At 72.5% G+C, this 13,676-nt stretch carries 17 protein-coding genes; 9 read left to right on the top strand and 8 right to left on the bottom strand.

Translation table 11 applies throughout. The features are described from left to right. Positions 1 to 26: 26 nt before the first annotated feature. From QUG98_RS11200 to QUG98_RS11180, 5 genes are all read right to left on the bottom strand, one after another. Positions 27 to 320, bottom strand: coding sequence for a Dabb family protein (locus QUG98_RS11200; RefSeq protein WP_289470606.1), 294 nt, complete (start codon positions 318 to 320; stop codon positions 27 to 29). Beyond that, on the bottom strand, positions 317 to 571 hold the full coding sequence (locus tag QUG98_RS11195) for a glutaredoxin family protein (RefSeq protein WP_289470605.1): 255 nt from the start codon (positions 569 to 571) through the stop codon (positions 317 to 319). The genes QUG98_RS11200 and QUG98_RS11195 overlap by 4 nt, the downstream gene beginning before the upstream one ends. 83 nt (positions 572 to 654) lie before the next feature. Next, positions 655 to 753, bottom strand: a complete 99-nt coding sequence (locus QUG98_RS11190; protein WP_003792170.1) for a 30S ribosomal protein bS22 — start codon at positions 751 to 753, stop codon at positions 655 to 657. A 125-nt stretch (positions 754 to 878) separates the two neighbouring features. Further along, positions 879 to 1,073, bottom strand: coding sequence for a helix-turn-helix domain-containing protein (locus QUG98_RS11185; protein WP_058729786.1), 195 nt, complete (start codon positions 1,071 to 1,073; stop codon positions 879 to 881). Between the two features lie 191 nt (positions 1,074 to 1,264). Continuing rightward, positions 1,265 to 1,780, bottom strand: a complete 516-nt coding sequence (locus QUG98_RS11180) for an ArsR/SmtB family transcription factor (protein WP_289470604.1) — start codon at positions 1,778 to 1,780, stop codon at positions 1,265 to 1,267. A 72-nt stretch (positions 1,781 to 1,852) separates the two neighbouring features. Here QUG98_RS11180 and QUG98_RS11175 point away from each other — a divergent pair, with 72 nt between their 5' ends. Both QUG98_RS11175 and QUG98_RS11170 read left to right on the top strand, forming a co-directional pair. Beyond that, positions 1,853 to 3,292 carry a TrkH family potassium uptake protein gene (locus QUG98_RS11175; RefSeq protein WP_289470603.1) on the top strand — a complete coding sequence of 480 codons (1,440 nt, stop codon included), beginning with the start codon at positions 1,853 to 1,855 and terminating at the stop codon, positions 3,290 to 3,292. Positions 3,293 to 3,344: 52 nt separating this feature from the next. After that, positions 3,345 to 4,001 carry a potassium channel family protein gene (locus tag QUG98_RS11170; RefSeq protein ID WP_202596823.1) on the top strand — a complete coding sequence of 219 codons (657 nt, stop codon included), beginning with the start codon at positions 3,345 to 3,347 and terminating at the stop codon, positions 3,999 to 4,001. Between the two features lie 94 nt (positions 4,002 to 4,095). Here QUG98_RS11170 and proC read toward each other — a convergent pair whose 3' ends face one another. After that, positions 4,096 to 4,926: a pyrroline-5-carboxylate reductase gene (gene proC, locus QUG98_RS11165; protein ID WP_289470602.1), complete on the bottom strand. Its 831-nt coding sequence runs from the start codon at positions 4,924 to 4,926 to the stop codon at positions 4,096 to 4,098. A gap of 96 nt (positions 4,927 to 5,022) precedes the next feature. On the opposite strand from proC, the gene QUG98_RS11160 reads away from it, so the two are divergent. Next, positions 5,023 to 5,979 (top strand): cation diffusion facilitator family transporter, encoded by a 957-nt coding sequence (locus QUG98_RS11160; RefSeq protein WP_289470600.1) that lies wholly within the window; start codon positions 5,023 to 5,025, stop codon positions 5,977 to 5,979. 52 nt (positions 5,980 to 6,031) lie between these two features. Here the strand turns inward: QUG98_RS11160 and QUG98_RS11155 are convergent, their stop codons facing one another. After that, complete coding sequence (locus QUG98_RS11155) at positions 6,032 to 6,463, bottom strand: nucleoside deaminase (RefSeq protein ID WP_289470670.1); 432 nt, start codon at positions 6,461 to 6,463, stop codon at positions 6,032 to 6,034. 75 nt (positions 6,464 to 6,538) lie between these two features. Here QUG98_RS11155 and upp point away from each other — a divergent pair, with 75 nt between their 5' ends. The 6 genes from upp (at position 6,539) to QUG98_RS11125 (ending at position 12,884) form a co-directional block, all read left to right on the top strand. Next, positions 6,539 to 7,174, top strand: a complete 636-nt coding sequence (gene upp / locus QUG98_RS11150) for a uracil phosphoribosyltransferase (protein ID WP_058729799.1) — start codon at positions 6,539 to 6,541, stop codon at positions 7,172 to 7,174. Positions 7,175 to 7,851: 677 nt separating this feature from the next. Further along, the gene (locus tag QUG98_RS11145) at positions 7,852 to 8,622 is read left to right on the top strand and encodes a winged helix-turn-helix domain-containing protein (RefSeq protein ID WP_289470599.1); all 771 of its coding nucleotides are present in this window, start codon (positions 7,852 to 7,854) and stop codon (positions 8,620 to 8,622) included. Between the two features lie 282 nt (positions 8,623 to 8,904). Further along, complete coding sequence (locus QUG98_RS11140) at positions 8,905 to 9,405, top strand: MarR family winged helix-turn-helix transcriptional regulator (RefSeq protein ID WP_152999132.1); 501 nt, start codon at positions 8,905 to 8,907, stop codon at positions 9,403 to 9,405. Beyond that, complete coding sequence (locus tag QUG98_RS11135; RefSeq protein ID WP_289470598.1) at positions 9,402 to 10,751, top strand: cryptochrome/photolyase family protein; 1,350 nt, start codon at positions 9,402 to 9,404, stop codon at positions 10,749 to 10,751. The genes QUG98_RS11140 and QUG98_RS11135 overlap by 4 nt, the downstream gene beginning before the upstream one ends. After that, positions 10,748 to 12,220: a serine hydrolase domain-containing protein gene (locus QUG98_RS11130; RefSeq protein ID WP_289470597.1), complete on the top strand. Its 1,473-nt coding sequence runs from the start codon at positions 10,748 to 10,750 to the stop codon at positions 12,218 to 12,220. The genes QUG98_RS11135 and QUG98_RS11130 overlap by 4 nt, the downstream gene beginning before the upstream one ends. A 91-nt stretch (positions 12,221 to 12,311) precedes the next feature. Continuing rightward, positions 12,312 to 12,884: a TetR/AcrR family transcriptional regulator gene (locus tag QUG98_RS11125; protein ID WP_289470596.1), complete on the top strand. Its 573-nt coding sequence runs from the start codon at positions 12,312 to 12,314 to the stop codon at positions 12,882 to 12,884. Between the two features lie 177 nt (positions 12,885 to 13,061). On the opposite strand, the gene QUG98_RS11120 is transcribed toward QUG98_RS11125, so the two are convergent. Continuing rightward, positions 13,062 to 13,676, bottom strand: coding sequence for a superoxide dismutase (locus QUG98_RS11120; RefSeq protein ID WP_289470595.1), 615 nt, complete (start codon positions 13,674 to 13,676; stop codon positions 13,062 to 13,064).

Here is a 13,676-nt window from a genome sequence, read left to right as displayed (position 1 = left end):
GTCGTGCACGGGCCGGGAGGCTCGGCTCAGCTCTCCCAGTCGACGGCCGCCCGTCCCGTGACCAGCTCGCGGATCTCGGCGGCCGCCGCCTGGTGGTCCGGGTGGACCTGGTACTCGTCGAGACCGGCGAGGTCGTCGAAGGTCGCCACGACGGCGACGTCCTGGTTCTTCCCCGGGTACGCGACGTTCTCCACCACCTGCAGCGACCGGATCGAGCCGATCGTGCCGACGAGTCCGGTCAGGAGCTCGCGGATGCGCTCGATCGTCACGGAGCGGTCGAGGTCCGAGCGGACGGTCCAGGAGACGACGTGGTGGATCATGCGCGGGCCTCTGCCTTCTCGAGGGCACGTCGGAGCCGGTCGGCGTCCACGTGCCAGTTGCTGTGGACCCGGCCGTCGACGAGCACGACGGGGATGTCCTCGGCGTACTCCGCACGAAGGGCGTCGTCGTCGAGGATCGACCGCTCCTCCAGCGTCGTACCGGGATGGGCCGCCACGACCTGTTCGACGACCGGACGGGCGTCGTCGCAGAGGTGGCAGCCGGGCTTCGTCAGGAACGTCACGGCGGGCATGTCCCCACCCTAGACCGGCGGGACGCGGCACCCGGGAACACGAAAGCCCCGGCGGACCGGGGCTTCGGGTGCAAGTACTGGACTTACTTCTTGTTGCGACGCTGGTGACGCGTCTTGCGAAGGAGCTTGCGGTGCTTCTTCTTCGCCATGCGCTTGCGACGCTTCTTGATGACAGAACCCATAGTGGACCTCGCTCGGAACGATGCTGATGTGTGGACACCGGGCCCGAAGAGACCGCGGAAAATCAACCCGGCCGAGTCTAGCGGAGCGCAGCGGTCCTGTCGAACGAGCGCGAGCCGGGGCGACCTCAGCCGACGTCGGCGATGCCGCCGCGCAGGAGCTCGGCGACGGCCGACTCCGGGACGCGGAAGGACCGGCCGAACCGGATCGCGGGGAGCTCCCCCGCGTGCACCATGCGGTACACGGTCATCTTCGAGACGCGCATCATCTCGGCCACCTCAGCGACGGTGAGGAAGCGCACGTCGTCGAAACTGCCGGTCATGGTCCGCCTTCGGGTACCCGCGGTTCGCGCGGGGTCGGTGTGACCTGTGTGGTCAAGGGTGAGTGTAGGGGCGCGTGGGACCGCGTGTCCAGGAGACTCCGAGCAGACGCTCGACCGGGCCCGACTCGGGCATCGGGCCGGACCCGATCCGGGCGTCCGACCGGACCCGGCGCGGCCGTCGGGCCGAGCGCTCAGTCGTCCTCGCCGCGGCGCGTGAAGCGCTTCCGACCGCGGTCGACGACCCGCTCCCAGCCCTGCTGCGCGCCCGTGAACGCGGCCGTCGCACGGTGTGACGCCTCCGCCATCACGCGACCGAGTTCGGTGCCCACCTCGACCGTCGACCGCCCGGCTGCACCGGAGCGCCGCACCGAGACCGGCTGCCCGTCCATCGTCCACGCGGTCGTGGCCGGGGTGCCGTCCGCGTCGACCGCGCCGGTGAAGGGGACCACCCACTCCTCGAGCCGCACGAGGGGTTCCGGGTCGAGCCGGTAGAAGCGGTGCTGCCCTTCCTCCCTGCTCGACACCAGGCCGTGGTCGCGCAGGACCCGGAGGTGCTTCGACACGGTGGGCTGGCTCACCCCGATCTTCTCGACGAGCTGGCCGACGCTCAGCTCACCCCCGGTGGCGTCCGCGCCGTAGGCCGTCAGCAGTGCACCGAGCAGCTCGCGCCGGGTGGGGTCCGCCACGACGGTGAAGATGTCGGCCATGGGGCAAGGCTAGTCGGACGGCCGCGCATGTACCATGTCCGCTGACCTGCTCGACGGCTCCGGAGGCGCCCGATGCTCGACCGCACCGAGCCGCTCGACCGGCACGCGCCGGTGAGCGACGTCCGTCGGTGGTGGAACAGCGTGCTCGACGTCCTCCGGGCATCTCCGTCGCGACTCGCGATCCTCGTCTTCGTCGCGCTGATCCTCATCTTCACGACCCTCTTCACGACCCCGTGGGCGTCGGCGGACCGCACCCCCACGCACTTCGCGGACGCCCTGTTCACGGCCGCGTCGGTGGTCTGCGTGACCGGCCTCGCCACCGTCGACATGGCGACGCACTGGTCGGTGTTCGGCAAGGTCCTGATCGTCGTCGGCACCCAGATCGGTGCGGTCGGCGTGCTCACCTTCGCCTCGATCCTCGGACTCGTGGTCACGCGGCGGCTCGGACTACGCGCGAAGCTCATCGCCGCGGGCGACTCGAACCCCCTCCGCACGCACTCCGGTGCGGTGCCGGAGGGACAGGCCGTGCGGCTCGGCGAGGTCGGCACGCTGCTGCTCACGGTCGCCGTCAGCACCCTGACGATCGAGGTCGCCGTCGGCGTGCTCATCCTGCCCTCGGTCCTCGCCGCGGGGTACCCGTTCTGGACGGCGGTCGGCGACGCCTTCTACTACGCGGCGATGGCGTTCACGAACACCGGCTTCTCGCCGAACGCCGACGGGCTCGCCCCGTTCGCGAACGACTACTGGTTCCTCTCGATGCTCATGGTCGCGGTCGTCGCCGGGTCGATCGGCTTCCCGGTCATCCGTGCGGTGACCAAGCAGTTCCGGACGCCGCGCCGGTGGCCGATCCACGTCAAGCTCACCCTGACCACGAGCGCGGTCCTGCTCCTGGTCGGCGCCGTCGTCTACACCGCGCTCGAGGCGTCGAACCCCCGCACGCTCGGCGACGCCGGAGCGGGGCACACCGCGTTCCAGGCGCTCTTCTTCTCGACGATGACGCGGTCCGGCGGCTTCGCCACGATCGACGTCCAGCAGATGCACGGCGCGAGCCTGCTCGTCACCGACATGCTCATGTTCATCGGCGGCGGCTCCGCCTCGACGGCCGGCGGCATCAAGGTGACGACGCTCGCCGTGCTCTTCCTGGCTGCCGTCGCCGAGGCTCGCGGGCGGCGGAGCATGGAGGCGTTCGGTCGACGCATCCCGAGCGACGTGCTGCGCGTCGCGGTCGCGGTCGTGCTCTGGGGCGCGACCATCGTCGCCGTGATGACGGTCGTCCTGCTGCAGATCACCGGCGACTCGCTCGACCGGGTGCTCTTCGAGGTGATCTCCGCCTTCGCCACGTGCGGGCTGAGCTCCGGCATCTCCGCCGAGCTCCCCGAGGCCGGGAAGTACGTGCTCGCCGCCACGATGTTCCTGGGTCGGGTCGGTACAGTGACCATCGCCGCCGCGCTGGCCGCCAGCCAGAGCCGGCAGCTGTTCCGCCGTCCCGAGGAGAGGCCGATCGTTGGCTGACCGCCGCGTCGCACGCGCCGAGCGCCGTGCACCCCACCCCGTCACCGGCGCCGTGAGCCACGACGCGCCCGTGCTCGTCCTCGGCCTCGGGCGCTTCGGAGCCGCCACCGCCGGGCAGCTCGAGCGGCAGCACCGCGAGGTGCTCGTCGTCGACACCGATGCCGCGCTCGTGCAGAAGTGGTCGGACCGCGTCACGCACGCCGTGCAGGCCGACGCGACCGACATCGACGCCCTCCGGCAGATCGGCGCCCAGGACTTCGCGATCGCGGTGGTCGCCGTCGGCTCGCACCTCGAGTCGAGCGTGCTCATCACGTCGAACCTGGTCGACCTCGGGATCCCGCAGATCTGGGCGAAGGCCGTCAGCCGGTCGCACGGCACGATCCTGTCCCGCATCGGCGCCAACCACGTCGTCTACCCGGAGCGCGAGGCCGGCGAGCGCACGGCGCACCTCGTCTCCGGCCGGATGCTCGACTTCATCGAGTTCGACGACGACTTCGCCGTCGTCAAGATGTTCCCGCCGCGGGCGGTCCGCGGCAAGGACCTCGCCACGACGGTGATCCGCACCCGGCACGGCCTGACCGTCCTCGGCATCAAGTCGCCGGGCAGGGCGTTCGTGCCGGCCACGCCGGACAGCATCATCGGCGAGGACGACGTGATCATCGTCTCGGGGACCGAGACGGACCTGGAGCGCTTCGCCGCGCTCGAGTAGCGACCCGACGACGGACGGGAGGCCCGTGGCAGCGCCGCCACGGGCCTCCCGTCCGTCCCCCGTCACGTCGGACAGACCGGTGCGGCACCCGCGGTCAGGACGCGGCGATCTCCTCGGCCCGCGCGATCGCGGCGCGTGACGCACGCGTGAACGTGCCGGCGAGGTCGGCGTCCTGCAGGACGGCGACGGCGCGCTCGGTGGTGCCCTTCGGGCTGGTGACCGCGCGGCGCAGGTCCGCGGGCTCGAGACCGGACGCGGCGATCAGCTCGACGGCGCCCCGGATCGTCCCCTGCACCATCGTCGCGGCCTGCTCGGGCGTGAAGCCGAGTGCCTCGGCAGCCTGCTGCCACTGCTCGACGAGCAGGAAGACGTAGGCGGGACCCGATCCGGAGACGGCGGACAGGGCGTCGAGCTGCGCCTCCGGGACCTCGATCACCTGGCCGGACGCGGTGAAGACGCTGGACGCGAGGGCGACCGCTTCGGCGTCCGCCGTGGTCCCCGCGCTCACGCCGGTGACCCCGTGACCGACGCCGATCGGGGTGTTCGGCAGCGCCCGGACGACGCGGACCCCGGCGGGCACCCGGGCCTCCATCGAGGCGAGCGTGGTGCCGACCGCGACGCTCACGACGACCGCACCGGGGTGCAGGGACGCGGCGACCTCGTCGAGGACCTCGCCGACCAGGTACGGCTTCACGCCGAGCACGACGAGCCCGGCGCCGCGGACGGCCTCGCGGTTCGCGTCCGGGTCGGTCTCCGTCGCCGTCGCGTCGAGGCCGCGTTCGCGCCACGCAGCCGCGGACTGCTCGGAGCGCGTCGTCAGGGTCACGGTCGTCGGGTCGAGTCCCGCGGCGAGCAGGCCCTCGAGGACGCTGCCGGACATGGAGCCGACGCCGAGCATGGCGGTGCGGGGCAGTGCGATCGTCATGGACCCGACCCTACCCAGCGCCCGCGCCTAGGATCGGTCCGTCAGGGGGCCGTCCGCGGGGGCCGGCCCGGTGCACCGCAGGGAGAAGGGACACCCGTGAGCGCTTCGGGAGGCACGAGGGCGATCCTCGCCGCGCTGGCCGCGAACGTCGGCATCGCGATCGTGAAGTTCGTCGCCGCCGCGATCAGCGGGTCGGCTGCGATGCTCGCGGAGGGCGTGCACTCCCTCGCCGACTCCGCGAACCAGCTCCTGCTCCTGCTCGGCGGCCGGCGCGCGCGGAAGGCCGCCGACCAGGAGCACCCGTTCGGCCACGGCCGCGAGCGGTACGTGTACGCCTTCGTCGTCTCGATCGTCCTGTTCACCATCGGTGGTGTGTTCTCGCTGTACGAGGGCGTCGAGAAGCTCGCCGACCCGCACCCGATCACGAACTGGTGGCTCCCCGTCGCCGTGCTCGTCATCGCGATCGGGCTCGAGGGCTTCTCGCTCCGGACGGCTCTGCGCGAGGCCCGCCCGCACAAGGGCTCGCAGTCGTGGGTGCAGTTCGTGCGTCGGGCGAAGGCGCCGGAGCTCCCCGTCGTGATGCTCGAGGACACCGCGGCGCTCACCGGTCTCGTGTTCGCGCTGTTCGGCGTCGGCCTCACCGTGCTCACCGGCAACGGGGTGTTCGACGCGATCGGCACGATCCTCATCGCCCTGCTGCTCATCGCGGTCGCGATCGTGCTCGGTGTCGAGACGAAGAGCCTGCTCGTCGGCGAGGGCGCGAGCGCGGTCGACGTCGAGCGGATCCGGGCGGCGGTGCTCGACGGCCCCGAGGTCAAGTCGATCGTGCACCTCAAGACGCTGTACCTCGGGCCGGACGAGCTCATGGTGGGCATGAAGGTCGCGGTCGACGGCGACCGACGCCTCGGCGACGTGGCGGCGGGGATCGACACGGTCGAGCGGCGGATCCGCGACGCCGTCCCGGCCGCGCGCGTGATCTACGTCGAGCCGGACGTGCTCCGGACGGGGCCGCGTCCACCGACCGAGGCGATCGTCATCCGCGCGGCCGACTGAGGCAACCCGTGCCGCCGGCGCCGTCCGTCCGGCGGCGCCGTCCGTCCGTCCGTCAGCGGCGCTCGCGGAAGAACGCGTCGAGCAGGTCGGCACAGGCCTGCTCACGGACGCCGGCGACGACCTCGGCGCGGTGCGGCAGGCGCCGGTCGCGCGCGATGTCGTAGACGCTGCCGCTCGCCCCGGCCTTCGGGTCCCACGCCCCGAACACGATCCGGGGCACGCGTGCGGCCAGGGCGGCACCGGCGCACATCGGGCACGGCTCGAGCGTGACGACCAGGGTGTGCTCGGCGAGGTGCCAGTCCCCGGTCGCCCCGGCAGCGGCGCGGAGCGCGAGCACCTCGGCGTGCGCGGTCGGGTCCTGCCGGGCCTCGCGCTCGTTCCGACCGACCGCGACGACCTGGCCCGCGGCGTCGAGCACGACGGCACCGACCGGGACGTCCCCCGTGTCCAGGCACGCACGGGCCTCGTCGAGCGCGCGGTCCATCGCCGCGGTGAACGGTCGTCCGGCTGGGTGCTCCACGCGTCGATCCTGCCCCATCGGCACGGTACGCTCGACACCATGCGAGTCCACGTCGCCGACCACCCGCTCATCACCCACAAGCTCTCGGTGCTCCGCGACCGGACCACACCCTCCCCGACCTTCCGCGCCCTGACCGAGGAGCTCGTCACGCTCCTCGCGTACGAGGCGACGCGCAACGTCCGGGTCACGGCGACGCCGATCGACACCCCTGTCGCACACACGATGGGCGTCGCCATCGCGAAGCCCCGTCCGCTCGTCGTGCCGATCCTGCGCGCCGGGCTCGGCATGCTCGAGGGCATGGTCAAGCTCGTCCCCACCGCCGAGGTCGGCTTCCTCGGCATGGCCCGCAACGAGGACACGCTCGAGCCGCAGACCTACGCCGAGCGCCTGCCCGACGACCTGTCCGGCCGACAGTGCTTCGTGCTCGATCCGATGCTCGCGACCGGTGGCACGCTGGCCGCCGCGATCGACTTCCTGTTCGACCGTGGGGCCGAAGAGGTCACCTGCGTCTGCATCCTCGGTGCGCCCGAGGGCCTCGCCGCCGTCGAGCAGGCCGTCGGCGACCGCAACGTGAGCATCGTCCTCGGTGCCCTCGACGAGAAGCTCGACGAGAACGGCTACATCGTGCCGGGACTCGGCGACGCCGGCGACCGCCTGTACGGCCTGGCCGAGTAGCACCCGCTCCCCCGACGCCCCCGTCGGCACGGCTCCGGCCGTGTCGGCGGGGGCGTCTCGCGCACGTCGCGGCGTCCGGCGCGCACGCCGGCGTCCCGCGCGCACGCCGGCGTCCAGCGCGCACGCCGGCGTCCAGCGCGCACGCCGGCGTCCCGCGCTCCGCGCTCCGCGCTCCGCGCCCGGTCCACGTGTCGGCGGACGGGAGGCGCGTGGCGGGTCCGCAGTGCGCCTCCCGTCCGACGGTCGGTCCCGCCGGAGCGCCGCCTGTTCGCTGCCGTCACCGTCCGCGCGGACGGTTGACAGCGCCTTGGTATACCGCCGATACTCGTCCCATGACTGCAACCGTGTCCTCCCGAGTCCTCTCCGAGGCCCTGGGGAACGTCGACATCACGATGTCGACGTCGGCGGTCATGCGTTGTCGAATGTGTGCCTGATCGGTACCCGTTCCAGCCGGATCCCCCGCGACACCACCCCGGTCGCGCGCGTGTGATCCCCGGGTGACAGCACCTCGACGACGCCGCGACAGCACGTTCCGTCGAACCGACCGTCACCCGTACCTCCCGGGAGGCCCCGGTCCACCGCAGGACCGCTGGGCGACACGGCGATCAGCCGTACCCGGACCGACGCACTCGACACCGCACGGTGCACCGCACCGCAGCCCCGCCCGGAGAACCGCCATGTCGCTCACGATCCCCCAGCCCCGCACCGCCCTCCGTCCCGCCACCACGGTGCCCACCGACCTCGGGACGGTCACGCCGATCCGACCGCGTCGCGAGCCCGTCGCCCCGCCGGTCGCGAGCGGGATCCCGACCAGCCCGGTCGTCGCGCCGCAGCGGAACCGTGCCCTGCCGGAGGGCACCGAGGCTCGCGGCTTCGCGCTCTACGTCGGCATCGACGAGGCTGCTGCCGCGGCCGCCGGCACGACCCTGGCGGCCGTGGTCGAGCAGCTGAAGGCCCTCACCGCCCAGCTCGTGCCGTCGTCGGAGACCTACGCCGCGGTCGCCGTCGCGGCCGAGGGCTCCGGCGGGCGTGACGTCGACGTGGTCCGCCTCGCGCTGCAGGACCGCTCCGCCGTGGCCGCCCGCAAGCAGGCCGAGAAACCCGAGCCCGAGGAGACCGGGGTCGTCATCGACATCTCCCGGAAGCGCGTGACGCTCGACGGCGAGGCCGCTCCGCTGACCTACAAGGAGTTCGAGCTCCTCCAGTTCCTCGTGCTGCGCGAGGGCCAGACCGTCGACCGCGCTGCGATCATCGACGGTCTGTGGTCCGACGACGAGGACGAGACCCCGAACGAGCGCACCATCGACGTGCACGTGCGGCGGCTGCGCTCGAAGCTCGGGGCGTTCGAGGAGATCGTGCGGACCGTGCGCGGTGTCGGCTACCGCTTCGACCGGCACGCCGACGTCGCGGTGCGCTACGCGTCGACGCCGTCCCCCGACCTCTTCTGATCCGCTCCGGCGACGTTCGGTGAACTCGCAGCGAACGAAGGCCCCACACGCTGGCGCACCGTTACCGCCTCGTTATACAGTCGGTCGTGCAGGCAGTGTTTGCTGTGGCACCGCCTGCGGAATGTGATTGCAGGACACTCTTGGTGCAAGGGAGAGGGCCGGTCGCTCAGAAGGCGACCGGCCCTCGTCACGTCCGGGGACGTCGCCCGTCCCCCGAGCCGGGTCCGGCGTCGCACGCCGTCGGTAGTGTGGGCTGACCGTACGACCGGAGGGACGACGACCGTGGACGACGCACGCCGCAGCGACAAGGCGACCGCTGTCGCGGCCTGGGAGGCCCTGTTCCGGGCGCAGGTGACCGTGATGCGCGCACTCAACGCCGACTTCCCGGGCGGTGAGATCTCCTTCAACGAGTACGACGTCTGCTTCAACCTGTCGACGCAGCCCGGACGGCGGGCACGCATGCGCGACCTGACCGGACACCTGCTCCTGACACAGCCGAGCGTGAGCCGACTGGTGGACCGCCTGGCGTCGCGGGGCATCGTCGAGAAGCAGCCGGACCCGAGCGACGCGCGGGGCGTGATCGTCGCCCTCACGGCGCACGGCTTCGACGTCTACCGCTCGGTCGCGGTGCAGCACGCGCAGACCATCGCCGACCAGGTCGGCGCCGGGCTCGACGACGACGAGCTCCGGACCCTGACGGCGCTCTGCACGAAGCTGCGCGACGCAGCGGGCGCGGGTGCCGGCGTCCGTCGACCCCGCGCACCCGAGGCGGTGTCGGCGTGAGCGGCGCGCTCGTCTGGCTGCGCGAGGACCTGCGACTCGCGGACAACCCCGCCCTGCGTGCGGCGATCGACCACGGCGGTCCGGTGACCGTCGTCGTGGTGCTCGACGAGGAGTCGCACGGCATCCGTCCGGTGGGGGCCGCCAGCCGCTGGTGGCTCCACCACTCGCTCGCCGCCCTCGACGCCGAGCTGCGGGACCGCCACTCACGACTCGTCCTGCGCCGTGGCGCCGCCGCGCGGGTGATCCCCGAGCTCGTCGCGCAGACCGGTGCCGATGCCGTCTACTGGAACCGCCGGTACGGCAAGGTCGAACGGGACCTCGACGCGGGCATCAAGAGCGCCCTGACCGACGACGGGAAGGACGCCCACAGCTTCGCGGCGAACCTGCTCTGGGAACCGTGGACCGTCCTCACCGGACAGGGCGAGCCCTTCAAGGTCTTCACCCCGTTCTGGCGCGCAGCCCAGGCGATGCCCGAACCGCGGCACCCGCTGCCGAAGCCGCGGGACCTGCCCGCTCCGGCGGACGTCGAGTCCGACGACCTCGACGACTGGGCCCTGCTGCCGACGGCGCCGGACTGGGCGGGCGGGCTCCGCGACGCGTGGGAGCCCGGCGAGGCGGGCGCGCACCGGAAGCTCGAGCAGTTCGTGCACGGGCCGCTCGAGGACTACGACCAGCGCGACGAACCCGCGACGGCCGCCACCAGCGACCTGTCCCCGCACCTCCGGTGGGGCGAGGTCAGCCCGTACCAGGTGTGGCACCGACTGCACGGCGACCTCGAGCCCGAGCAGCGCCGGCAGGCCCCGGCGTTCCTCCGCCAGCTCGCGTGGCGCGAGTTCAACTGGAACGAGTACTTCCACTGCGACGACATCGCGACCGTGAACGTGCGACGCGAGTTCGACGCCTTCCCGTGGCGCGAGGTGGACGACGACGAGCTCGACCGCTGGCGGCACGGGCGCACCGGCTTCGACCTGGTCGACGCCGGCATGCGGGAGCTCTGGCACTCCGGGGCGATGCACAACCGTGTCCGCCTCGCCGCGGCGAGCTTCCTCGTGAAGAACCTCCTCGTCGACTGGCGCATCGGCGAGCAGTGGTTCTGGGACACCCTGGTCGACGCCGACCCGGCGAACAACGCGGGCAACTGGCAGTGGGTCGCCGGCTCCGGCTTCGACGCCGCGCCGTACTTCCGCGTGTTCAACCCCGACCGGCAGATGGAACGCTTCGACCCGCACAAGGAGTACGTGCGGCGGTGGGTGCCCGCGGACGAGGACCGCCCGGAGCCGATGGTCGACCTCAAGGCGTCGCGCCAACGCGCGCTCGACGCCTACGACCGGATGCGTCGCGCATGACGCCGTCGGCCGGGGTGCTCGCCGAGGTCGACGCCCTGTTCGCCGCACGGGTCGCCGACCGGGTGGCCCCGAGCAGCGTCTGGGGCGTCTTCGACCGGGACGGCCTGGTCGCCAGCGGTGGTCACGGCGACCGCGGTGACGGCCGCGCGCCCGACGCCGACACGGTCTACCGCATCGCCTCGTGCACGAAGAGCGTGACCGCCGCGACGCTGCTCACCCTGGCCGCCGAGGGGCGGGTGGCCCTCGACGACCCGATCACCACGGCGGTGCCGGCGTTCGCCGAGGTCGTCCTGCCGTCGGCCGACGCGCCGGTGCCCACGCTCCGCATGCTCCTGACGATGTCCGGCGGGCTGCCGACCGACGACCCGTGGGCGGACCGGCAGGAGTCGATCGACGACGACGCCTTCGACGCGGTGCTCCGCGCGGGGCTGCTGTTCGACTCCGTGCCCGGCACGCGCTTCGCCTACTCGAACACCGGGTACGCCCTGCTCGGCCGCGCGGTCGCCCACGCCGCCGGGGTGCCGGTCACCGAGGCGGTGACGGACCGGGTGCTCCGACCCCTCGGACTCGCGGACACCGTGTTCAGCGCCGCGGCGGCACGCGGGTACGTCGTCACCGGTCAGCGCGACGACGACGGCTCGTGGACCCCGCAGCCGATGACCGGTCCGGGGGCGTTCTCGCCGATCGGTGGACTGTTCTCGACCGTGCGCGACCTGGCGCGATGGGCGCGGTTCCTCGCCTCGGCGCACACCGACGCGCCGGAGGACGGTCCGGTCTCCCCCGCCGACCGCCGCGCGATGCAGCAGGCGATGCGGATCGTGCCGCCCTCGGTGGTGCCGACGGCGGGCCGTCCGACGGCGTACGGCTTCGGGCTCTTCGTGGAGCAGGACGACCGCGCGGGTGAGATCGTGTCGCACTCGGGCGGCTACCCGGGCTTCTCGGCGCACGTGCGGTGGTCGGCGGAGCACGGCCTCGGGGTGGTCGCGTTCGAGAACGCCACGCAGGCGAAGGTCTCGGTGCCGGCCGAACGGGCGCTGGACCTGCTGCTCGCCGAGGTGCTCGCAACGCGGGCGACTCCCACGAGCGCCACGGCCGCGGCGCCGGGCGTCCGCCGTACCGCCGAGGCCACGCGCGTCGCCCAGCAGGCCGTGACGACCCTGCTCCGGGCCTGGGCGGACCCGTCCGTCGACGACGACACCGCCGCCGACCTCGGGACGGCCGTCTGCACGCCGAACGTCCCGCTCGACCGTCCGTGGGTCGCCCGACGTCGCACGCTGCTCGAGGGCGCCCAGGCCGTGGGCGCCGAGTTGGCGGCAGCTCCGGTGGACGAGCAGTCCGTGGCGCCGTCCCACCTGCGCTGGTGGATCCCCGGCAGCGCGGGACGCCTGCGGGTCGAGATCCGGCTCGCCCCGCTCGCGGCCGGTCGGGTGCAGACCCTGACCGTGACCCCGGAGCGTGCCGAGCGGTAGCGTACGGCGGCCCGGCGGGTGATCCGCTAACATTTCAGGTGATCGTGTCCGCACGGTCGCCGACCGATCACTCGACCTCGCCGGAGACGCCATGCCCAGGAGACCCGACCCGACCCTGAAGCCCACGATCGTCGCGAAGGTCGCCCGGCACCTGCAGGACACGAAGCTCGAGGACGCCTCGGTCCGGAGCATCGGCCGCGTGCTCGGGACGAGTGCGTACCCGATCGTGTACCACTTCGGCTCGCGCGAGGCGCTGATCGACGCCGTGGTCGACCACGTCTCCGCCGCGCAGGACCGCTCGCTCGACCCCGGTGCCGACCCGTGTGCGCTCACCGAGCACCTGCTCGCCGTGTTCGGCGGGCTCGACACCCCGGAGCGGCTCCTCGCCGTCCGTCTGACCTTCGAGCTCGGCTGCGTCGAGGGACTCGACGGCCGCGACCGTCAGCTGCGACTGCACCGTCGCCGGGTCGACGAGCTCTCGGCGTGGTGCCGGGCACACGGTCGGTGCGAGGCGGATGCCGACCGGACCGCACAGGTCGCGGTGGCAGCGGCCCGCGGGGCCCAGTGGAGCGCCCTCGTCGACCCGGACCGCTCGGACGTCGACGGCGCGCTGCGCGCGATCGCACAGGACCTCGCGGCGTCGGTACGCCTCGCTGCCGCCTGACGATCGACGAGCGCGCGCCCGATCGGCACGACGACGGCTCTGCACGACGACCGACCCGCACGACGACCGACCGACCGGCACCAGGAAGGACCCGCACGACGACGGACGGGAGGCGCGGTGCCAGCCGGCACCGCGCCTCCCGTCCGTCAGCCGGTCACCACGTGACCGGCAGCCGCGTCACAGGGTGACGAACGACTGCGACTTGGCGTTCGCGAAGCGAGCCGCGACGTTCTCCCAGTCGACGATGTTCCACACGGCCTTGACGTAGTCCGCCTTGACGTTGAGGTAGTCGAGGTAGAACGCGTGCTCCCACATGTCGAGCATGAAGATCGGCACGACGCCCAGCGGCACGTTGGCCTGCTGGTCGAAGAGCTGGAACGTGGTGAGCTTCTGACCGACCTGGTCCCACGCGAGCACCGACCAGCCGGAGCCCTGGATGCCCGTGGCGACGGCCGTGAACTGCGCCTGGAACTTCTCGAACGAGCCGAAGAACTCGTCGATCGCCGCGGCGAGCTCGCCCTCAGGGACCTTCGTGTCCGGGCCGAGGTTGGTCCAGAAGATCGAGTGGTTGACGTGCCCGCCGAGGTTGAACGCCAGGTCCTTCTCGAGCTTGTTGACGTTCGCCAGGCTGCCCGACTCGCGGGCCTCGGCGAGCTGCTCGAGCGCGGTGTTCGCACCCGTGACGTAGGTCTGGTGGTGCTTGTCGTGGTGCAGCTGCATGATCTTGCCGCTGATGTGCGGCTCGAGCGCTGCGTAGTCGTACGGCAGCTCCGGCAGGGTGTACTCAGCCAT

Origin of the sequence: Curtobacterium subtropicum, assembly GCF_030362975.1 — a bacterium.
Lineage (GTDB): Bacteria > Actinomycetota > Actinomycetes > Actinomycetales > Microbacteriaceae > Curtobacterium > Curtobacterium subtropicum.
The sequence above is the reverse complement of the archived record's forward strand: the minus strand, read 5'-3'. Positions and strand labels throughout refer to the sequence as shown.